This is a genomic window from Streptomyces sp. R302, assembly GCF_012927245.1.
GTDB lineage: Bacteria > Actinomycetota > Actinomycetes > Streptomycetales > Streptomycetaceae > Streptomyces.
On sequence record NZ_JABBGE010000012.1, the window covers coordinates 94,362 to 113,132 of the forward strand.

Consider the following 18,771-nt stretch of genomic DNA (forward strand, 5'->3'; position numbering starts at 1 on the left):
GCCGCGTCCGAACCGGTCCTCGTCGGTGCCGTGCCCGAACCGGTCCTCGTCGGTGCCGTGCCCGAACCGGTCCTCGTCGGTGCCGTGCCCGAACCGGTCCCCGTCGGTGCCGCGTCCGAGCCGGTCCCCGTCGGTGCCGTGCACGAACCGGCCCCCGTCGGTGCCGCGTCCGAAGTGGTCCCCGATGGCGTCATGGAAGTGGACCTTAACCGGGACCGCCCGGCTCCCTAGCGTCAGGTCCATGAACGCGAACGCCCTGCGCGGGGTCCTGCTCGTGACCCTCGCCTACGCCCTCGTCGGAGCCTCCTTCACCGCCAACGGCCTGCTCGGCGCCTACCCGTACGCGGGCGGGCAGGCCCTTCGGTACGGCGCCGCCTGTCTCCTCCTCCTGCCCCTCCTCGGCCGCGGCGGACTCGCCCCGCTCCGGCTGCTCGGCGCCCGCGGGTGGGGGCGGATCGCGGTCCTGGCGGCCGTCGGCATGGTCGGTTTCAATCTGGCGGTCCTCGCGGCCGAGCGCAGCGCCGAACCCGCCGTCCCCGGGGTCGTCGTCGGCTGCGCCCCGATCGTGGTCGCCGTGCTCGTCCCGCTCCTCGAAGGACGGCGGCCCGCGCCGCCGGTGCTGTACGGGGCGCTGCTCGTCGCCGCCGGTGCCTTCACCGTGCAGGGGTGGGGGCGTACCGATCCGGCCGGGCTCGGCTGGTCGGTGGCGGCACTGGCGGGCGAGGTCGGATTCACCGTGCTCGCGGTGCCGGTGCTGCGTCCGCTCGGGCCCCGCCTGCTCACGGTCGCCGTCTGCGGGGTCGGGGCCGTGGAGGCCGCGCTGCTCGGGCTCGCCGTGGACGGGGCCGGTTTCGTACGGATGCCGACCGGCGTGGAGGCGGGGGCGCTGCTGTGGCAGGCGGCCCTCGCGACCGTCGTCGGCTTCGTCCTCTTCTACATGGGGGTCCAGCGCATCGGCATGGAGCGCGCCACGCTCTACACCGGAGCGATCCCGGTGGCTGCCGCGCTCAGCGCGGCCGTGGTCGGCCAGGCGACGCTCGGGCTGCCGCAGGCGGCCGGTGGTCTGCTGGTCGGCGCCGGGGCCGCGCTCGGCACCGGGCTGCTGACCCGCCGGAAGGCGGCGGGCGGCTCAGCCGGTGGCGCTGCCGTCGAGGACGACGCGCGCGACGAGCGCGGGGTCGTCGTTCATCGGCACGTGACCGCAGCCGGGCAGCCGGACCAGACGGGCACCGGGCAGGGTCCGCTTGGCGCGGACGCCCTGGCGGCGCGGGAGCAGCCGGTCCCGGCTGCCCCAGGCGAGGGTGACGGGCACGGACGGGACGTCGTCGCGGAAGAGGACGGCGCGGCCCGCCGCGAGGGTCTCGTCGAAGCCGGTGGCCTCGCGCAGCGCCATCGTCTCGGCGGCGGCCGCCTCGGGTGAACGGCGGCCGGGCCGGGCGTAGATGGTGCTGGTGAGCAGGGTGCGGCCGACCGGGGTCCGGGAGAGCCGGCCGATGAGGGGGACGGGCATCGCCCGGGCCGCCGCGCGCATCGTGCGCAGGGTCGCGAAGGCGTAGCGGCGCTCGGCCTCGGACCAGAATCCGGCGGGGGAGAGGGCGGTGACCGAGCGGACGGCCTTCTCGCCGCCGAGCTGGAGGGCGAGCAGTCCGCCGAGCGAGTTCCCCGCGACGTGCGGGCGCTCGGCGCCGAGGGCCGCGCAGAAGGCGGCGAGCACCGGGGTGACGGTCGAGAGGTCGTAGGCGCAGCCGGGCGGGAGGCCGTCGGAGGCGCCGAAGCCGGGCAGGTCGACGGCGATGACGTCGCGCTCGGCGGCCAGTACGTCGAGGACCGGTTCCCAGGCCTGCCAGTGGTGTCCGATGCCGTGGAGCAGGAGCAGCGGCTCGCCCGCCCCGCGGCGCTCGTACGTCAGGGAGGTGGTGCGGGGACCCCGCGGGGTCTCGAACTCGAACGTGATCCGTGCAGGCATGGTGACTCCCTCGCCCATCCTCTTAGACGTCCTGTCAGCAAGAATTACCGGCCGGTAGCCGCGAGTTCAAGAGCCGTGCACGACGAGTTCGGGCCCCGCCCGCCGATCCGGCGGGCGGGGCCTCGTGCCGCGCGCGCCTCACGGAGGTGCGAACGTCCTGTGAACGATCAAGGTCAGAGGGTCACATTTCCGGACGTTCGGCGGAGGATTGGTCTTGACCAAGGTGGTGGCGCGCCTTATCGTCACAGGGTTAGTGCAGGAACCTTTAATAAACAAGGGCGCGGAAACGCCGCGGGACACGGCGAATTCGGAGGACAGGGTGGGGACCACGCAGCTGGAATCGGTCCAGGAACCGAAGTACCAGCACCTCAAGACGGTGATCGGCGAAGCTCTCGACTCCGACTTCGCGGTCGGCGAGATCCTGCCCAACGAGCGCGAGCTCGCGGCCCGCTTCGGCGTCGCCAGGGCCACGCTCCGCCAGGCCCTGGAGCAGCTGGAGCTGGAAGGGCGCCTCCAGCGCCGCCGCGGTGTCGGCACCACGGTCGCGCCCCCGCGCGTCGGCGTCGACGTCTCGACCACACAGCAGGCCTGGCCCGGTGTCGGCGACGACGCCTGGCAGGCCCAGGACTCCGTCCTCGGCACGGCGCCCGCCGCCGTCGCCCGCCTCCTGGAGACCCCGGCCGACGCCTCCGTGCACGTGGTGCGCCGGGTGCGCCTCACCCAGGGGCAGGCCGTCGCCGCCGAGCTGCTCTACGTGCCCGCCACCTCCGTCACCGGACTCACCGCCGACGCCGACGGGTCCGCGACCGCCTCCGCCGTGCTGCGCGAGCTCCAGCAGCTCGCCCTCGACGGCCAGGACCGCTCCGTGGAGCTGGGGTCGGCGCGCGCCGACGACGCCAAGGAGCTCGACCGGCTGCCGGGTTCGCCGGTCCTCGTCGTGACGACCCGCTACCTCTCCGGGGGCCGTACCGCGGCCGTCTCCGTCGCCACCTACCGTGCCGACACCTGCCGTCTCACCTTCGGCGACTCCGCCGACCTGGCGATGGCCTCCTGACCCGAGGGCCGCGCGCGGCCCCGATCCGTACGACGAAGACCCGGCCCCACCGAGGCCGGGTCTTCGTCGTACGTACGCGAGCGGGCACGCTCAGCGGCGGGCCGTCACGCCGCCCTCGACGGCGAACAGCTGCTCCTCGACGTGGTCGAGGGCGAGCCGCAGCGCGCCCGTCGCGACGGCGGCCTCGCCGAGCAGCGAGAGCACCACCCTCGGCGGGCGCAGGCAGAAGCGCGCCAGCTCCTCCCGGAGCGGCGGGAGCACCCCGTCCAGGCCGGCCGCCCAGCCGCCGACCACGACCAGTTCCGGATCGAGCGCCAGGACGAGCGCGCCGACGTCGTGCACCAGCCGCTGGGTGAACCGCTCCACGGCGGCCTGGGCCCGCGCGTCGCCCTGCCGCGCCAGCGTGAAGACCTCCGCCACCGCCTGCTCGTCCAGCGGGTGCAGCGGCTCGTCCGTCGTCGAGAGGAGGTGTTCCGGCGTCACGCCCCGCCCCAGCAGGTGCAGCGCGCCGATCTCGCCGGCCGCGCCGCCGTAACCGCGGTGCAGCCGGCCGCCGATCATCGAGCCCGCCCCGGGGCTCAGCCCGGCGAGGACGAAGACGATGTCGTCGGAGTCGGTCGCGGCGCCCTTCCAGTGCTCGGCGACGGCCGCCGCGTTGGCGTCGTTCTCCACGATCACCGGGCAGCGGAAGGAGCGGCGCAGCCGCTCGCCGAGCGCCAGGCCCGTCCAGCCGGGGAGCGCGGTGCCGAGCCGGACCGTCCCGTCGGCCTCCACGATGCCGGGGGTGCCGACGCCGACCGCCCGCAGACTGGACCGGGGCACCCCGGCCCGGCGCAGCACGTCGGCGACGACCGTGCGCACCTTGTCGAGCCGCTCGTCCTCGGCCGCGGTCTCCGACACCTCGCGGGCGCCGGCGCCGATGATCCGGCCGTCCAGGCCGGAGAGGAGCGCGGCGACGCGGTGCGGGCCGATCTCGATGCCGAGCAGATGGCCGGCCTCGGCGCGGAAGCGGAACCTGCGGGCCGGGCGGCCCTGACGACGGGCCTCGCCCTCCTCGGGCGCCACCTCGACGACCAGACCGCCTTCGATGAGGCCCTCGACGACGCCTTCGACGGTCGGCCGCGACAGGCCGGTGATCCGGGTCAGGTCCGTCAGGGTGCGCGCGTCGGAGCCCCGAAGCGCATGGAGTACCACCGCGGAGTTGATCCGCCGCAGCAGAGACGGATCCCCGCCGGTCAGCCGCCCCACCGTGTGTCCTCCCAGCTCGTGCCCGTCTCAGCCGGATGGTACTCAATGGTTCCGGAAGCGGCGACAGTCGCCCCCGGCCCGTGTCCGCGACGTGTCCGCACCGAGATCCGCGCCCGCCGCCACCGGGTCGGCTGACGCGGCGCCAACTGTCGGTGGGGGACGGTTTACTGGGCCCATGACGACGAGGCGTCTCCTGTCGGAGCTCGACCTACTGCGGTCGCGGGCGTTCCCCGCGTCGCCGGCGCGCTCCGGCGACCTCGACAGCGGGCCCGGCTTCCACGTCGCCGCGCTGGCCACCAGCGAGGACTTCTGGGAGGCCGACGCCGAACGCCGGGAGGCGGTCGAGGAGCAGTACGAGGCGGAGCGCGACGGACTGGCCGCCGTGCTCACGGCCCGCTGGGGCGAGCCGGACCGGATGAGCCTGTGGTCGCTGCACGCCCGGAGCATGGAGGGGGAGGAGCTGCCCGAGCCCTGGGGGGTGCTCTGCGCGCACGTCCCCGACCTGGTGCTGTGGCGGGTCGACGCACGCTGGACAGGGCTGGGGGTCTCGCAGTGGGACAAGGAGCTGCCGTTCCAGCTCCTCGCCGTCGTCACCGAGGTGGATCCGCCGTAGCGGCGGCCGGCGGCAGGCCCGCGGCCTCCCTGAGGCGGGCGTACTCCTCGGCCATCGTCTCCGCCGTCCAGTGCGCGTTGAGCCCGCTGGGGTTGGGCAGCGCCCAGATCCGGGTCGTGCCGACGGTCCGCTCCTGGGGGCCGATCGCCGCCTTCGGTTCGCCGAAGGCCGTGCGGTACGCGGTGACGCCGACGACCGCGAGCCAGCGGGGCTTCAGCCGCCGCACCTTCTCGGTGAGGATCCGGCCGCCTTCCACGTACTCCTCGCGGCTGAGCTCGTCGGCGCGCGCGGTCGGCCGGGCGGCGACGTTGGTGATGCCGAGCCCGTACGCGAGCAGCTCGTCCTGCTCGTCGGGGCGCAGCAGCCGCGGGGTGAAGCCCGACAGGTGGAGCACCGGCCAGAACCTGTTCCCCGGGCGCGCGAAGTGGTGACCGGTCGCGGCGGTCATCAGGCCCGGGTTGATGCCGCAGAAGAGAACGGCGAGGCCGCCCTCGGCCACGTCGGGGACGACGCGGTCGCGGGCGGCCTCCAGTTCCTCGGGGGTGAACCGGCGGGTCCGGGTCAGAGGATCGCCCCGGGGGTGTAGGCGGCGGCCTCCGGGTGCTGCTTGACGAGTTCCTCGATGCGGGAGACGACGGTCGCGACCTGGTCGGCGGCGGCACCGGTGAAGGAGAGCTTGTCCGCCATCAGCCCGTCGAGCTGCGCGCGGTCCAGCGGGATGCGCTCGTCGGCGGCGAGCTTGTCGAGCAGCTCGTTGCGCTCGACGCCCTGCTCGCGCATGGCGAGGGCCGAGGCCACCGCGTTCTCCTTGATCGCCTCGTGGGCGAGCTCGCGGCCCACACCGGCGCGGACCGAGGCCATGAGGACCTTGGTGGTGGCGAGGAAGGGGAGGTAGCGGTCGAGCTCGCGGGCGACGACGGCCGGGAAGGCGCCGAACTCGTCGAGCACGGTGAGGAAGGTCTCCAGGAGGCCGTCCAGGGCGAAGAAGGCGTCCGGCAGGGCCACGCGGCGGACCACGGAGCAGGACACGTCGCCCTCGTTCCACTGGTCGCCGGCCAGCTCGCCGGTCATCGAGGCGTAGCCGCGCAGGATGACCATGAGGCCGTTGACGCGCTCGCAGGAGCGGGTGTTCATCTTGTGCGGCATCGCGGAGGAGCCGACCTGGCCGGGCTTGAAGCCCTCGGTGACCAGCTCGTGGCCGGCCATCAGACGGATGGTCTTCGCGAGGGACGACGGGGCGGCGGCCAGCTGCACCAGAGAGGTGACCACGTCGTAGTCCAGCGAGCGCGGGTAGACCTGGCCGACCGAGGTGAAGGCGTGCGCGAAGCCGAGGTGACCGGCGATCCGGCGCTCCAGGTCGGCGAGCTTGCCGGCGTCGCCGCCGAGCAGGTCGAGCATGTCCTGGGCGGTGCCGACCGGGCCCTTGATGCCGCGCAGCGGGTAGCGGCCGAGCAGCTCCTCCAGGCGGGCGTACGCCACGAGCAGCTCGTCCGCGCCGGTCGCGAAGCGCTTGCCGAGGGTGGTGGCCTGCGCGGCGACGTTGTGCGAGCGGCCGGCCATGACCAGCTCGCCGTACTCGGCGGACAGCTTGCCGAGGCGGGCGAGGACGGCGACCACGCGGTCCCGGATCAGCTCCAGGGAGAGGCGGATCTGGAGCTGCTCGACGTTCTCCGTGAGGTCACGGGAGGTCATGCCCTTGTGCACGTGCTCGTGGCCGGCGAGGGCGTTGAACTCCTCGATGCGGGCCTTCACGTCGTGCCGGGTGACCTTCTCGCGCTCGGCGATGGAGCCGAGGTCGACCTGGTCGAGGACGCGCTCGTAGTCGGCGATCGCCGTCTCCGGAACCTCGATCCCGAGGTCCTTCTGGGCACGCAGCACGGCGAGCCACAGCTGGCGCTCCAGCTTCACCTTCTGCTCGGGGGACCAGAGGACGGCGAGCTCCGCGGAGGCGTAGCGGCCGGCCAGGACGTTGGGGATACGGGGCTTCACAGTCGCAGCAGTCACGTGTCCAGAGTTTACTGGTGATTTCTGCAGGCCAGCGCCGTGGTCCGGGCTGGAGCTTGCTACGAGACCCAGGTCACGCCCGCCGGCCGTCGCCGTCGGGCCGGACCTCGGACCGGGTCTCGTACGGCAGCAGCTCCGGCCGCTTGGGCGGGCGGCCGTCCCCGGACGAGCGTCCGGTGAGCCGGCGGCCGATCCACGGGCCCAGGTGCTCCCTCGCGAACCGGGCGTCCGCGACGCGCCGGGTCACCCAGCCGGGCCGCACCGCGGCGGGCAGCGGCTCCCGCCAGTCGTGTCCGGGGGCGAGCCCCAGCGTCTGCCACACCGCCTCGGCCACCCGCCGGTGGCCCTCGGCGGTGAGGTGCAGCCGGTCCACGTCCCACAGCTGCGGGTCGGCCAGGACCGGCGCCCCGTACAGGTCGACGACGAGGGTGCCGTGCCGGGCGGCAAGGTCGTCGATGTGCTCGAAGAGCTCCTCCATCCGGGGGCGGAAGCGGTCGAGCACCGGGCCGTTCCGGCCGGGGCTGCGCATCAGGACGAGCTGTCCGCAGGAGGGTGTGAGGCGTTCCACGGCCTCGGTGAGGAGGCCCTTCACGCGGCCCATGTCGACCTTGGGCCTGAGGGTGTCGTTGAGCCCGCCGACGAGGGTCACCACATCGGCCTCCATCCCCGCGGCCAGGGGGACTTGCTCCTCGACGATCTGGCCGATGAGCTTGCCGCGCACGGCGAGGTTGGCGTACCGGAAGCCCGGCGCGCGGGCCGCGAGCCGGCCCGCGAGGACGTCCGCCCACCCCCGGTAGGAACCGTCGGGCCTCAGGTCCGACATACCCTCGGTGAAGCTGTCCCCGACGGCGACGAGACTGTTGTACGTGGCATTGATCTCCATGGCGGAGCCGATCATACCGCGCGGTATGCGTGGCCGCCGAGGAGAACCCGGGAGGGGAGACCCGATGAGCGACGCGCTCCTGAACGCCCTGGCCGAGGCGCTGGCCGGGCTGGTCACCGCCGTCGAGACCAGCGACGAGGACGTGCTCGACCCCGACACCGCCGTGCGGTGGCTGGAGGACACCGGGTACGTCCTCGGCGGCCTCGGCGCCGCCGACCGGCACGCCCTCGACCGCCTCCTCCGCGAGGCCGCCCTCCGCCGCCCGCCCGGGCCCCGGCGCGAGGACCTCCTCCGGGTCTCGCCCGGCTTCGGGCTCGACGAGGACCCCCACCTCGCGGCCGTCGACGCGGTCGCCGACCACGCCCGTCGGTACGCGGACACCGTCCGCGACGCCGACCCGGCGACGCCGGTCCCGACCTGCCCCGGCTGGACCCTCGCCGACCTCACCCGCCACCTCGGCACGGTCCACGGCTGGGCCGCGCACCTGGTGACCGCCCGCCCCGCCACCCGGGTCCGCGCCGGGGACCTGGCCCTCGACCCGCCGGCCGACCCGGCCTCGTACCCCGGCTGGTTCGCCGCCCGCGCCGAGGGCTTCGCCGCCGCGGCCCGCGCCGCCGACCCCGCCGCGCCGGTCTGGTCGCCGGGAGCGGAGCCGTACGTACGCCACTACCCGCGCCACGTCCTCGCCGAGACGGCTGTCCACCTCGCCGACGCCGAGATCGCGCTCACCGGCACCGCCCGGCCGCTCGCCCCCGGCACGGCCGCCGAGGCCCTCGACCACCACCTCGCCACCGCACCCCACATCCCCTGGATCGCCGAGCCGCTCGCCCACCTCGACCGCGACGGCGCCGTGCTGCGCCTGGACGCGCGCGACAGCGCCGCCGCCTGGACGCTCGTCCTCGGCGGCGGCGGCTTCGCCTGGAGCCGGGGGAGCGGCGGCACCGAGCCGACGGCGACCGTCACGGCCGACGCGGGCGACCTGCTGCTCCTGATGCACCGGCGGTACGACGCCGACGACCCGCGCTTCACCCTCACCGGCGACCGGGGCCCGCTCGACGACTGGCTCGCGGCCGGCGCGCTCTGACCGGCGCGCCGCGCACACGGGAAGGGCCCCGGGAACCGCGTTCCCGGGGCCCTTCCGCGCGGTCCGGCCGTCACGGCGCCAGGGGGCGCCCCACCAGCTCGCGGAGGACGTCCTCCATCGTCACCAGGCCGGCCAGCTTGCCGTCCTCGTCGAGCACGCCGGCCAGGTGCGTCCGGCTGCGGCGCATCGCCGTCAGCACGTCGTCCAGCGGCGTCGCCGCCCGCACCCGGGCGATCGGCCGCAGCGCCGACACCGGGAACGGCAGGTCGCGCGGGGAGATGTCCAGGGCGTCCTTCACGTGGAGGTAGCCCAGGATCCGCCGGCCGGAGTCCACGACCGGGAAGCGGGAGAAGCCGGACTCGGCGGAGAGCGCCTCCAGTTCCTCCGGAGTGGTGCCCACGCGCGCGTACCGCACCTTCTCCACCGGCATGACCACGTCCCTGACCGGGCGGCGGCCCAGCTCCAGGGCGTCGTGCAGCCGCTCCGTCGCACGGTCGTCGAGCAGCCCGGCGTCGCTCGCGTCGGTGACCATCCGGGCCAGCTCGTCGTCCGAGAAGGTCGCCGCCACCTCGCCCTTCGCCTCCACCCGCAACAGCTTGAGCAGCGCGTTCGCGAAGGCGTTGATCGCGAAGATCACCGGCCGCAGGGCGCGGGCCAGGGCGACCAGCGGCGGGCCGAGGAGCAGCGCCGTCTTCGCCGGCTCGGCGAGCGCGATGTTCTTCGGGACCATCTCGCCGAGCAGCATGTGCAGATAGGTGGCCACGGCCAGCGCGATCACGAAGGAGATCGGGTGGACCAGGCCGTGCGGCACGCCGACGGCGTCGAAGACGGGCTCCAGGAGGTGCGCGATGGCCGGCTCGGCCACGATGCCGAGCACCAGGGTGCACAGCGTGATGCCGAGCTGCGCCGCCGCGAGCAGCGCGGAGACGTGCTCCAGGCCCCAGACGACGCTGCGGGCGCGCCGGTCGCCGGACTCGGCGAGCGGCTCGATCTGGCTGCGCCGGACCGAGATCAGGGCGAACTCGGCGCCGACGAAGAAGGCGTTCACGACGAGCGTGAGCAGGCCGATCAGCAGCTGGATCGCGGTCATCGGTGGTCCTCCCCGGTCTCGTTCCCGTCCTCGGGGAGCGGCGCGTGCATCAGGACGCGCGCGGCGCGCCGCCCGGAGGCGTCGACCACGTCGAGGCGCCAGCCGTCGATCTCCACGGTGTCGCCGACGGCCGGGATGCGGCCCAGGCCGGTGGCGAGGACGCCGGCGAGGGTCTCGTACGGCCCGTCCGGCACCCGCAGGCCGATGCGCTCCAGCTGGTCGGTGCGGGCGGCTCCGTCGGCCGACCACAGGAGGCGGCCGTCCTCGTCCGTCCCGGCGCGCGCAAGGTCGGGGGTCTCGTGCGGGTCGTGCTCGTCGCGCACCTCGCCGACGACCTCCTCGACGATGTCCTCCAGGGTCGCGACGCCGGCCGTGCCGCCGTACTCGTCGATGACGACGGCCATCGTCTGCTTGCCGGACAGCCGGTCGAGCAGCTTGTCCACGGTCAGCGTCTCGGGCACGAGCAGCGGCTCGCGGGCGATGTCGCCGACGCGGCGCAGCCGCCGCTCGTCCGCCGGTATGGCCAGGACGTCCTTGATGTGGGCGATGCCCACGACCGAGTCGAGGTTGCCCCGGTAGACGGGGAAGCGGGAGAGGCCGGTGGCGCGGGTGGCGTTGGCGACGTCCTCCGCGGTGGCCTGGACCTCCAGGGCGGTCACCTGGACGCGCGGCGTCATCACGTTCTCGGCGGTCAGCTCGGCGAGGTTCAGGGTGCGGACGAACAGCTCGGCGGTGTCCGCCTCCAGGGCGCCCTCCTTCGCCGAGTGGCGGGCGAGCGCCACCAGCTCCTGCGGGGAGCGGGCGGAGGCCAGCTCCTCGGCCGGCTCCATGCCGAGGCGGCGCAGGATCCGGTTGGCGGTGTTGTTGAGGTGGCTGATCAGCGGCTTGAACGCGGCGGTGAAGACGCGCTGCGGGGTCGCGACGACCTTGGCGACCGCGAGCGGAGAGGAGATCGCCCAGTTCTTGGGGACCAGCTCGCCGACCACCATGAGGACCACGGTGGACAGGGCCGTGCCGATGACCAGGGCGATCGAGGAGGCCACGGCGGCGGAGAAGCCGAGGTCCTCGACGGGGCCCTTGATCAGGGCGGCGATCGAGGGCTCGGAGAGCATGCCGACGACCAGGTTGGTGACGGTGATGCCGAGCTGGGCGCCGGAGAGCTGGAACGTGAGCGACCTGACGGCCTTGAGGGCGCCGGCCGCGCCGCGCTCGCCGCGCTCCACGGCCGCTTCGAGCTCGCCCCGTTCGACGGTGGTCAGCGAGAACTCCGCCGCCACGAACGCGCCGCACGCGAGGGACAGCAGCAGCGCCACCAGGAGCAGAAGCACTTCGGTCATCGGTTCACCTCCGTCCCATGATCAGTCAGCGGGGCACGGAGTGCGCGATCTCGGCTGTGTCGATCTCGCCTGTGTCGATGTCGGCTACTGGGAGGCTCGCCCATGGGCGGACGTTCACACCTTTCGGTCGTCTCGGTCGGTCTCTTGGCCGTCCGAAGGAGATCCCATGGTAAAGGATCAGCAAAACGACGGGCCGATCAGTCGGTGAGGGGCTTCACCCACCGGCGCCACCGCTCCTCCCGCCCGTACCCCGCCGCGCCCCACGCGTGGTGCGCCCGCTCGTTCTCCTCCAGGACCATCGCGTCCGCCCGCCGCCCGCCGAGCGCGGCGAACCGTTCCTCCGCCGCCGCGAGCAGCGCCTTGGAGATCCCGCGCCTGCGGTACGAGGGGAGCACGGCGAGCCGGTAGAGCGAGGCCCGCCAGCCATCCCAGCCGGCGATCACGGAACCGGCGATCCGGTCGCCGTCCACGGCGAGGATCAGCGCCTCGGGGTCACGGTCGAGCAGCCGCCTCACCCCGTCGACGTCGTCGGAGATGGAGGTGCCCTCGGCGGACTCCCGCCAGAAGGCGAGGACGGCCTCGGCGTCGGCGGGCACGGCGGCACGGAGCTGTATCGCGATCATGGCCCGATCCCATCACGCGGCTACGGAGCCCAGCCAGCGCATTCCGCACCGTGGACGCCGTGGCTCCTCACCCGCTCGTCACCCGCTCCTCACCCCGTGACGAAGCAGAACTCGTTGCCCTCAGGATCCCGCATGACCTGGAAGGACCCCTGCTCGTCGGTGACGAGACCGCCGACCCGGACCGCGCCCAGCGGCGCCACCTCGCCGGCCGCCGCCTCCGGATCCTCCACCTCCACATCGAGGTGCAGCCGGTTCTTCACGGCCTTCCCCTCGGGCACCCGCTGGAAGGCGACCCGGACGAACCCGGGCGGCTCCACGTACGACCAGTCGGGACTCCGGTCCACGGGCTCCCCGCCGAGCAGCCCCGCCCAGAACCGGACCAGCACGGCCGGATCACCGCAGTCGAAGACGAGCTCCTGTACGTGTGCGCGCATCCCCTCACCTTAGGGGGAGCGAGGGGACGCGCGCGTGGCGTCAGGCGCCGGCCTCCCGGCGGAACGCCTCCGCGTCCCACGTGCCGCCGAGTGCCGGGGCGAGCCAGTCGGGAGCCGCTGCCCGGAAGGCGGCCGGAGGCAGGGCGCCCGAGCCCTCCGGGATCGCGCCGAGCAGGGGGGCGGCGGCCGCGTCCGGCAGGTCGGCGAGGTTGCAGCGGGCCGCGAGGTCCGGCTCCGACGGCCAGCTGCCGACGACGACGCCGAGCTGTTCGATCCCGCGCGCACGCAGCGCCTCGCCCGTCAGCGCGGTCGAGTTCAGCGTCCCGAGCCCGGCCGGCGCCACCACGAGGACCGGCGCGCCGAGCAGCCGGGCCACGTCGGCGAGCGTGCCGCCGCCGTCGTCGAAGCGGACGAGCAGGCCGCCCGCGCCCTCGACGAGCACCAGGTCGTGCCCGTCGGCGAGCCCCCGCGCCGCCTCCGCGACCCCCTCGGGGCCGACCGGGGCCATGCCCGCCCGCCGGGCGGCCGTGCCCGGGGCCAGCGGCTCCGGGTAGCGGGCCAGCTCGGCGGCGGTCTTCGCGCCCGAGAGCCGTACGGCCTCGTCCGCGTCGCCCCGCTCCCCGGGCGCGAGCCCGGTCTGCGCGGGTTTCAGGACCGCCACCGAACGGCCGGCGGCGACCGCCGCGGCGGCGACGGCCGCCGTGACGACCGTCTTGCCGATCTCCGTCCCCGTCCCGCTGACGACGACGATCCCCATGCTGTTCCCTTCCTCCTGCAGGTCCGCTCAGCCCGCGGCCGCGGCGGCGCGCACCGCCGCGCAGATCCGGGCCAGGTCGGCGTCCTCGGTCACGTACGGCGGCATCGTGTAGACGAGGTCCCGGAAGGGGCGCAGCCACACGCCCTCCCGGACCGCCGCCCGCGTCGCCGCCGCCATGTCGATCTCGTGGTCGAGCTGGACGACGCCGATCGCGCCGAGCACCCGCACGTCGCGGACGCCGGGGATCGACTCGGCGCCGGCGAGGCCCGCGCGCAGCCCGCTCTCGATCCGCTTGACCTCCAGCGCCCAGTCCTGGGAGAGGAGCAGGTCGATGGAGGCGCAGGCGACCGCCGAGGCCAGCGGGTTGCCCATGAACGTCGGCCCGTGGGCGAGCACCGGCACCTCGCCCCGGGAGATGCCGTCGGCCACCGCGCTCGTGCACAGCGTCGCGGCCATCGAGAGGTATCCGCCCGTCAGCGCCTTGCCCAGGCACATCACGTCGGGGGAGACCCCGGCCTGGTCGGCGGCGAACAGCGTGCCCGTGCGGCCGAAGCCGGTCGCGATCTCGTCGAAGACGAGGAGCACGCCGTGCGCGTCGCACGCCTCCCGCAGCACCCGCAGGTACCCGGGGTCGTGGAAGCGCATGCCGCCCGCGCCCTGCACCACCGGCTCCACGATCACCGCGGCCAGCTCGTCCGCGTGCCGCGCGATCGCGGTACGCAGGAGCTCGGCGTACGACTCCTCGTACGCGGCCGGCGGCTCGCCCACGAAGAGCTGCTGCTGGAGCACGCCGGACCACAGCTGGTGCATCCCGCCCTCGGGATCGCACACCGACATCGGCTGCCAGGTGTCGCCGTGGTAGCCGCCGCGCCAGGTCAGCAGCCGCCGCTTGGCGGGGCGGCCGAGCGAACGCCAGTACTGCAGGCACATCTTGGCGGCGACCTCGACCGCCACGGAACCGGAGTCGCTGAGGAAGACGTGCCGCAGCGGCTCCGGCGTGATCTCGACGAGCCGGGCCGCGAGCCGTACCGCGGGCTCGTGGGTGAGCCCGCCGAACATCACGTGGCTCATGCGGTCGAGCTGGCCGCGCGCCGCCTCGTTGAGCACCGGGTGGTTGTAGCCGTGGACGGCCGACCACCACGACGACATGCCGTCGATCAGCTCGGCGTGCCCCTCGGCCGGCTCGGCGAGCCGCAGCCGCACCCCGGACGCGGACGCGACCACCAGCGGCTCCGCACGGCCCGGCATGGGGCCGTACGGATGCCACACGTGCGCCCGGTCCAGGGCGAGGAGTTCGTCGTTGCGCATCGTCACCCGTTACGCGTTCGGGGCGAGGTCCGTGCCGGCGCCGCGGCGGCGGACCGCCACCAGGTCGGTCCGGGCCTCCGACGCCGAAGCGGAAGCCGGCACCTCGGCCGGGGTCGCGGCAGGAGTCTCGGCAGGAGCCGCCGCGTGACCGCCGCACGGACCGCAGCCGCCGGCCGCCTCCGCGTGCGAGCCGCAGCCGGCCGCCGCCTCGGAACCGCAGCCGCCGCCCGCCGGGGCGTGCGAGCCGCAGCCGCCGCCCGCCGCCGCGAGCGCGTCGGCGCGGTGGGCGGGGAGCGTGGTCGTGCCCGCGCCCTCCACCTCGAAGCCGGCGTCCGCGATCATGTCGAGGTCGGCCTGGCCGGCCTGGCCCTCGCTGGTCAGGTAGTCGCCGAGGAAGATCGAGTTGGCGATGTTCAGGGCCATCGGCTGCATCGACCGCAGGTGCACCTCGCGGCCGCCCGCGATCCGGACCTCCACGTCGGGGCAGACGAAGCGGACCATGGCGAGGATCCGCAGACAGCGCTGCGGGGTCAGGTTCCACTCCTTCGCCAGCGGCGTGCCCTCGAAGGGGATCAGGAAGTTGACCGGCACCGAGTCCGAGTCGAGCTCGCGCAGCGCGAACACCACGTCGACCAGGTCCTCGTCGGTCTCGCCCATGCCCGCGATCAGGCCCGAGCAGGCCGAGAGGCCCGCCGCGTGCGCCTTCTGCACGGTGTCCACCCGGTCGGCGTACGTGTGGGTCTTGGTGATCCCCTCGTACGTCGCCTCGGAGGTGTTCAGGTTGTGGTTGTACGCGTCCGCGCCGGCCGTCTTCAGCCGCTCGGCCTGGCCGTCGGAGAGCAGACCGAGGCAGGCGCACACCTCGACGCCCTCGTTCTGCTCCTTGATCGCCTCGATGGTCCTGCCGACCCGCTCGACGTCGCGGTCCGTCGGACCGCGGCCGCTCGCCACCAGGCAGACGCGCTTGGCGCCGCCGGCGATGCCGGCCGCCGCCGCCTCGGACGCCTCGTCCGGCTTCAGCCAGGTGTACTTGAGGATGTCGGCCTTGGAGCCGAGCCGCTGAGAACAGTACGAGCAGTCCTCCGGGCACAGCCCGGACTTCAGGTTGACGAGGTAGTTCAGCTTCACCCGCCGCCCGAACCACTGACGGCGCACCTTCCCGGCGGCCGCCACCACATCGAGCAGGTCGTCGTCGGAGGTCGCCAGCACGGCGAGCGCTTCTTCACGGGTCGGCGTCTCGCGCCGCAGCCCCTTCTCCACCAGCGTGTTCAGCAGGTCCATAAGGGTTGATCCTTGCCTACGGCACACCCCCGGGCCAAGGAGGATCTGAACAAACGGGCGTGATCGAGGTGTGTGTATGACCACATCCCGACCTCGGCCTCCTGCCGTTAGGGTCTGTGCGCTGCCTACAAAAGGCGTCGACCCCAGGCGCCGTACGGGTGCCGGCCCGAGGCGCCCGCACCAGGTGCCGACCGAAGGAGCGCCGCATGCCCCAGGCCCAGCCGACCCCGCCCGCGCGCCGCGCCGCCTTCGACTGGACCGGCGCGGAGGCCCGCCGCCGGGCCGAGGCCGGCCTCGTCAGGACCCTGCGCCCGCGCCCGGCCGAGTCGGACCTCCTCGACCTGGCGAGCAACGACTACCTCGGCCTCACCCGGCACCCCGAGGTCACCGGGGCCGCCGCCGGGGCCGCCCGCCGCTGGGGCGCCGGCGCGACCGGCTCGCGGCTCGTCACCGGCACGACCCGGCTGCACACCACGCTCGAAGAGGAACTGGCCGCCTTCTGCGGCTTCGAGGCCGCCCTCGTCTTCTCCTCCGGCTACACCGCCAACCTCGCCGCGCTCACCGCGCTCGGCGGCCCCGGCTCGCTGATCGTCTCCGACGCCGCCAACCACGCCTCGATCGTCGACGGCTGCCGGCTGGCCCGCGCCGAGGCCGAGGTCGTCCCGCACGCCGACCCCGAAGCCGTACGCAAGACGCTGGAGGCGCACGAGGGGCGGCGGGCGCTCGCCGTCAGCGACTCCGTCTTCTCCGTCGACGGCGACCGGGCCCCGCTGGAGGAGCTCGCCGCCGCCTGCCGCGCGCACGGCGCGGGGCTCGTCGTCGACGACGCGCACGGCTTCGGCGTCCTCGGCGCGGGCGGCCGGGGCGCGCTCCACGGCGCCGGACTCGCGGGCGACGAGGACGTGGTGGCCACCCTCACCCTCTCCAAGTCGCTGGGCAGCCAGGGCGGCGCGGTCCTCGGCCCGGCCCGGGTGATCGAGCACCTGGTCAACGCGGCGCGCACCTTCATCTTCGACACCGGCCTCGCCCCGGCCGCCACCGGCGCGGCGCTCGCGAGCCTGCGGCTGATCGCCGCGGACCCGGGGCTCGCCGCACGGGCCCGCGCGGTCGCCGGCACGCTCCACCGGACGCTCACCGAGGCCGGGTTCGTCTCGGCCCGCCCGGACGCGGCCGTCGTCTCGGTGCACGCGCCGGGGCCCGAGGAGGCCCTGCGCTGGGCGGCCGACTGCCGCGAACAGGGCCTGTCCGTGGGGTGCTTCAGGCCGCCGTCGGTGCCGGACGGCATCTCGCGGCTGCGGCTGACGGCCCGCGCGGACCTCACGGACGCGGAGGTCGAGCGGGCGGTCGCCACGATCGTGCGGACCGCGCCGGCCGGGGCCCGCTGAGCACCGGGCACACGCCGGGCCTCTTCCACGGCCCACGCGCCGTCGGCAGGGCGAGAGTTCACCGCTTCGGGCGACAGAACGGGGCATATCTCGGGCGAACGACCCACCTGGGCGCCCGATCGGTGGCAGGCTGACGCGGAGCGCGAGCCGGGGCGACGCCCCCGGCGGGAAAGGGACGACGTCGCCATGGCAGATCACCAGGAAGCATCCGTCACTCTGCCCAGCGAGCCCGGCGCGGTCGCCACGGCCCGGAGGTTCGTCGCGGAGGTGCTCGGCCGCTGGGGTCTGGACGACGGCGGCGACCCGGCGGACTCGATCCGGCTGATGGTCTCGGAGCTGGCGACCAACGCGGTGCTGCACACCTTCGGGCAGTCGCCCACCTTCACCGTCGAGCTCCACCTCGACCGCGAGGAGGTGCTGCGGATCGGCGTCACCGACAGCCATCCGCGCTTCCCGCGCCGGCTCCCGGCCGCCGTCCAGCAGGACAACGGCCGCGGCATGGTGATCATTCGGGTCCTCGCGGCGGAGGCCGGCGGGCGGCTCTCGGTGACGGCGACCGCCGAGGGCGGCAAGACGGTGTGGATCACACTGCCCTGGGCCGCGGCGGCCGTTCCGGCCTGCTGAACCGGTTCTCCGGGGCCGGACCGCTCATTCGGAGTGCTGCCGGGTCGAGGGCCAGGCGCCGCCGGCGAAGTGGGGCGCCCAGTAGTAGGGGTTGACCTCTTCGAGCCTGCGGGCGATCCAGCGGGTCGGGTCCTCGGGGTCGGGCACGCCGACCTCCACGTCGGGCCCCCAGAGCGCGAGGCGCTCCTGGCAGACGCCGCACGGCGGCAGGATGACGTAACGGCCGTCCTCCGGGTCGCGGAAGACGCAGACGGACGCCGTCACCGCGCGGTCGAGGGTGTACGCCTGGCAGTAGGCGCCGGTCTCCTGGCACAGGGTGACGCTCGCGTGGATGTTGTCGAATCCGACGCTCGTCAGGATCCGCCCGTCGTCGAGCCGGACGGCGGCGGCCCCGCCGGGTTCCTCGGGGGGCCAGCGGCGGTCCAGTTGGGCGATGGCGGCGTCGACGAGTTCCTGATCGAGTGTCATCACCGCATCCTAGGACCGGGGCCTGGATGCGCGTGCGCCGAGGAGAGAGGGCGCCCGCGGTGGGGGTGCGGCGGCGCCACCGAACCCTGGACGTCACCGGCCTCCTGGGACGTCACCGCGGGCGCCGGTGGGTCAGCGCACGCGGCCGTAGTAGACCTTCGAGGACCAGATCCGGTCGAGCTTCACCCAGGAGCCGGTCTTGGGGGAGTGCCAGATCTTGCCGCTGCCGGCGTAGATCCCCACGTGGTAGACCCTGCCGCCCGAGTGGAAGAAGACCAGGTCCCCCTTCTGCCGGCTCGCGGCGGAGATGTGCCGGGTCTTGTTGTACTGCTGCTGGGCGGTGCGCGGCAGCGACTTGCCCGCCTTCTTGTACGCGTAGACCGTGAGCCCGGAGCAGTCGAAGCGGGTGGGACCCGCCGAGCCGTACCGGTAGGGCGCGCCCTTCTTGGACGCGGCGACGCCCAGGGCCTTCGTCGCGTGGGAGGTGGCCGCCTGGGCCTCGGGTGCGGCTCCCGGGGCGAGGAGCGTGCCGCCGACGGCGGCGAGGGTGAGAGCCGAGACGGCTCCGGCCCGGGACAGCAGGGACGGGACATGCGTCTGCGCGGTCATGCG

19 protein-coding genes and 1 pseudogene are annotated in these 18,771 nt (G+C 74.4%); 6 read left to right on the plus strand and 14 right to left on the minus strand.

From position 1 onward, the window contains the following. Nucleotides 1–478: 478 nt before the first annotated feature. Nucleotides 479–1,078 (plus strand): annotated as a pseudogene (locus HHL19_RS37860) (EamA family transporter); the annotation flags it as partial. A gap of 51 nt (nucleotides 1,079–1,129) precedes the next feature. Here HHL19_RS37860 and HHL19_RS31330 read toward each other — a convergent pair. Continuing rightward, the gene (locus HHL19_RS31330; protein WP_169093764.1) at nucleotides 1,130–1,966 is read right to left on the minus strand and encodes an alpha/beta fold hydrolase; all 837 of its coding nucleotides are present in this window, start codon (nucleotides 1,964–1,966) and stop codon (nucleotides 1,130–1,132) included. 319 nt (nucleotides 1,967–2,285) lie between these two features. Here HHL19_RS31330 and HHL19_RS31335 point away from each other — a divergent pair, with 319 nt between their 5' ends. Beyond that, entirely contained in the window at nucleotides 2,286–3,020 is a 735-nt protein-coding gene (locus HHL19_RS31335; protein WP_169093765.1) for a GntR family transcriptional regulator, read from the plus strand. Between the two features lie 90 nt (nucleotides 3,021–3,110). Here the strand turns inward: HHL19_RS31335 and HHL19_RS31340 are convergent, their stop codons facing one another. Then, the gene (locus HHL19_RS31340) at nucleotides 3,111–4,268 is read right to left on the minus strand and encodes an ROK family protein (RefSeq protein ID WP_169093766.1); all 1,158 of its coding nucleotides are present in this window, start codon (nucleotides 4,266–4,268) and stop codon (nucleotides 3,111–3,113) included. A 175-nt stretch (nucleotides 4,269–4,443) separates the two neighbouring features. On the opposite strand from HHL19_RS31340, the gene HHL19_RS31345 reads away from it, so the two are divergent. Then, the gene (locus HHL19_RS31345; RefSeq protein ID WP_169093767.1) at nucleotides 4,444–4,881 is read left to right on the plus strand and encodes a hypothetical protein; all 438 of its coding nucleotides are present in this window, start codon (nucleotides 4,444–4,446) and stop codon (nucleotides 4,879–4,881) included. Here HHL19_RS31345 and mug read toward each other — a convergent pair. The 3 genes from mug to HHL19_RS31360 form a co-directional block, all read right to left on the minus strand. Further along, nucleotides 4,859–5,380, minus strand: a complete 522-nt coding sequence (gene mug / locus HHL19_RS31350) for a G/U mismatch-specific DNA glycosylase (RefSeq protein ID WP_346768494.1) — start codon at nucleotides 5,378–5,380, stop codon at nucleotides 4,859–4,861. The two genes, HHL19_RS31345 and mug, sit on opposite strands and share 23 nt — an antisense overlap. A 62-nt stretch (nucleotides 5,381–5,442) precedes the next feature. Then, nucleotides 5,443–6,885 carry an adenylosuccinate lyase gene (gene purB / locus HHL19_RS31355; RefSeq protein WP_169093768.1) on the minus strand — a complete coding sequence of 481 codons (1,443 nt, stop codon included), beginning with the start codon at nucleotides 6,883–6,885 and terminating at the stop codon, nucleotides 5,443–5,445. 73 nt (nucleotides 6,886–6,958) lie between these two features. Then, nucleotides 6,959–7,768: an SGNH/GDSL hydrolase family protein gene (locus HHL19_RS31360; RefSeq protein ID WP_169093769.1), complete on the minus strand. Its 810-nt coding sequence runs from the start codon at nucleotides 7,766–7,768 to the stop codon at nucleotides 6,959–6,961. 64 nt (nucleotides 7,769–7,832) lie between these two features. On the opposite strand from HHL19_RS31360, the gene HHL19_RS31365 reads away from it, so the two are divergent. Then, nucleotides 7,833–8,852, plus strand: coding sequence for a maleylpyruvate isomerase N-terminal domain-containing protein (locus HHL19_RS31365; protein ID WP_169093770.1), 1,020 nt, complete (start codon nucleotides 7,833–7,835; stop codon nucleotides 8,850–8,852). Between the two features lie 70 nt (nucleotides 8,853–8,922). Here HHL19_RS31365 and HHL19_RS31370 read toward each other — a convergent pair whose 3' ends face one another. From HHL19_RS31370 to bioB, 7 genes are all read right to left on the minus strand, one after another. Next, the gene (locus tag HHL19_RS31370) at nucleotides 8,923–9,942 is read right to left on the minus strand and encodes a hemolysin family protein (RefSeq protein ID WP_169093771.1); all 1,020 of its coding nucleotides are present in this window, start codon (nucleotides 9,940–9,942) and stop codon (nucleotides 8,923–8,925) included. Then, a complete protein-coding gene (locus tag HHL19_RS31375) occupies nucleotides 9,939–11,279 on the minus strand; it encodes a hemolysin family protein (protein ID WP_169093772.1) in 1,341 nt (446 codons plus the stop codon). Before HHL19_RS31375 ends, HHL19_RS31370 begins: the two co-directional genes overlap by 4 nt. 197 nt (nucleotides 11,280–11,476) lie before the next feature. Continuing rightward, entirely contained in the window at nucleotides 11,477–11,902 is a 426-nt protein-coding gene (locus HHL19_RS31380) for a GNAT family N-acetyltransferase (protein ID WP_169093773.1), read from the minus strand. An 89-nt stretch (nucleotides 11,903–11,991) separates the two neighbouring features. Further along, nucleotides 11,992–12,336 (minus strand): VOC family protein, encoded by a 345-nt coding sequence (locus HHL19_RS31385; RefSeq protein WP_169093774.1) that lies wholly within the window; start codon nucleotides 12,334–12,336, stop codon nucleotides 11,992–11,994. A 40-nt stretch (nucleotides 12,337–12,376) separates the two neighbouring features. Then, nucleotides 12,377–13,093 (minus strand): dethiobiotin synthase, encoded by a 717-nt coding sequence (gene bioD / locus HHL19_RS31390; protein ID WP_169093775.1) that lies wholly within the window; start codon nucleotides 13,091–13,093, stop codon nucleotides 12,377–12,379. Nucleotides 13,094–13,120: 27 nt separating this feature from the next. After that, complete coding sequence (locus tag HHL19_RS31395; RefSeq protein WP_169093776.1) at nucleotides 13,121–14,401, minus strand: adenosylmethionine--8-amino-7-oxononanoate transaminase; 1,281 nt, start codon at nucleotides 14,399–14,401, stop codon at nucleotides 13,121–13,123. 9 nt (nucleotides 14,402–14,410) lie between these two features. Continuing rightward, nucleotides 14,411–15,682: a biotin synthase BioB gene (gene bioB, locus HHL19_RS31400; protein WP_169093777.1), complete on the minus strand. Its 1,272-nt coding sequence runs from the start codon at nucleotides 15,680–15,682 to the stop codon at nucleotides 14,411–14,413. Between the two features lie 206 nt (nucleotides 15,683–15,888). On the opposite strand from bioB, the gene HHL19_RS31405 reads away from it, so the two are divergent. Then, nucleotides 15,889–17,067, plus strand: coding sequence for an 8-amino-7-oxononanoate synthase (locus HHL19_RS31405; RefSeq protein WP_169093778.1), 1,179 nt, complete (start codon nucleotides 15,889–15,891; stop codon nucleotides 17,065–17,067). Between the two features lie 186 nt (nucleotides 17,068–17,253). After that, on the plus strand, nucleotides 17,254–17,691 hold the full coding sequence (locus HHL19_RS31410; RefSeq protein ID WP_169093779.1) for an ATP-binding protein: 438 nt from the start codon (nucleotides 17,254–17,256) through the stop codon (nucleotides 17,689–17,691). A 24-nt stretch (nucleotides 17,692–17,715) separates the two neighbouring features. Here the strand turns inward: HHL19_RS31410 and HHL19_RS31415 are convergent, their stop codons facing one another. Both HHL19_RS31415 and HHL19_RS31420 read right to left on the minus strand, forming a co-directional pair. Continuing rightward, a complete protein-coding gene (locus tag HHL19_RS31415; RefSeq protein WP_169093780.1) occupies nucleotides 17,716–18,159 on the minus strand; it encodes a cytidine deaminase in 444 nt (147 codons plus the stop codon). A 132-nt stretch (nucleotides 18,160–18,291) separates the two neighbouring features. After that, nucleotides 18,292–18,768 carry a C40 family peptidase gene (locus HHL19_RS31420; protein ID WP_169093781.1) on the minus strand — a complete coding sequence of 159 codons (477 nt, stop codon included), beginning with the start codon at nucleotides 18,766–18,768 and terminating at the stop codon, nucleotides 18,292–18,294. Nucleotides 18,769–18,771 lie beyond the last annotated feature (3 nt).

Bases quoted from the DNA above. Each gene is read 5' to 3' on its own strand.
- HHL19_RS31330 (WP_169093764.1), bottom strand. From the start codon at position 1,966: ATGCCTGCACGGATCACGTTCGAGTTCGAGACCCCGCGGGGTCCCCGC.
- HHL19_RS31345 (WP_169093767.1), top strand. From the start codon at position 4,444: ATGACGACGAGGCGTCTCCTGTCGGAGCTCGACCTACTGCGGTCGCGG.
- HHL19_RS31360 (WP_169093769.1), bottom strand. From the start codon at position 7,768: ATGGAGATCAATGCCACGTACAACAGTCTCGTCGCCGTCGGGGACAGC.
- HHL19_RS31365 (WP_169093770.1), top strand. From the start codon at position 7,833: ATGAGCGACGCGCTCCTGAACGCCCTGGCCGAGGCGCTGGCCGGGCTG.
- HHL19_RS31370 (WP_169093771.1), bottom strand. From the start codon at position 9,942: ATGACCGCGATCCAGCTGCTGATCGGCCTGCTCACGCTCGTCGTGAAC.
- HHL19_RS31375 (WP_169093772.1), bottom strand. From the start codon at position 11,279: ATGACCGAAGTGCTTCTGCTCCTGGTGGCGCTGCTGCTGTCCCTCGCG.
- HHL19_RS31380 (WP_169093773.1), bottom strand. From the start codon at position 11,902: ATGATCGCGATACAGCTCCGTGCCGCCGTGCCCGCCGACGCCGAGGCC.
- HHL19_RS31385 (WP_169093774.1), bottom strand. From the start codon at position 12,336: ATGCGCGCACACGTACAGGAGCTCGTCTTCGACTGCGGTGATCCGGCC.
- bioD (WP_169093775.1), bottom strand. From the start codon at position 13,093: ATGGGGATCGTCGTCGTCAGCGGGACGGGGACGGAGATCGGCAAGACG.
- HHL19_RS31395 (WP_169093776.1), bottom strand. From the start codon at position 14,401: ATGCGCAACGACGAACTCCTCGCCCTGGACCGGGCGCACGTGTGGCAT.
- bioB (WP_169093777.1), bottom strand. From the start codon at position 15,682: ATGGACCTGCTGAACACGCTGGTGGAGAAGGGGCTGCGGCGCGAGACG.
- HHL19_RS31405 (WP_169093778.1), top strand. From the start codon at position 15,889: ATGCCCCAGGCCCAGCCGACCCCGCCCGCGCGCCGCGCCGCCTTCGAC.
- HHL19_RS31410 (WP_169093779.1), top strand. From the start codon at position 17,254: ATGGCAGATCACCAGGAAGCATCCGTCACTCTGCCCAGCGAGCCCGGC.
- HHL19_RS31415 (WP_169093780.1), bottom strand. From the start codon at position 18,159: ATGACACTCGATCAGGAACTCGTCGACGCCGCCATCGCCCAACTGGAC.
- HHL19_RS31420 (WP_169093781.1), bottom strand. From the start codon at position 18,768: ATGACCGCGCAGACGCATGTCCCGTCCCTGCTGTCCCGGGCCGGAGCC.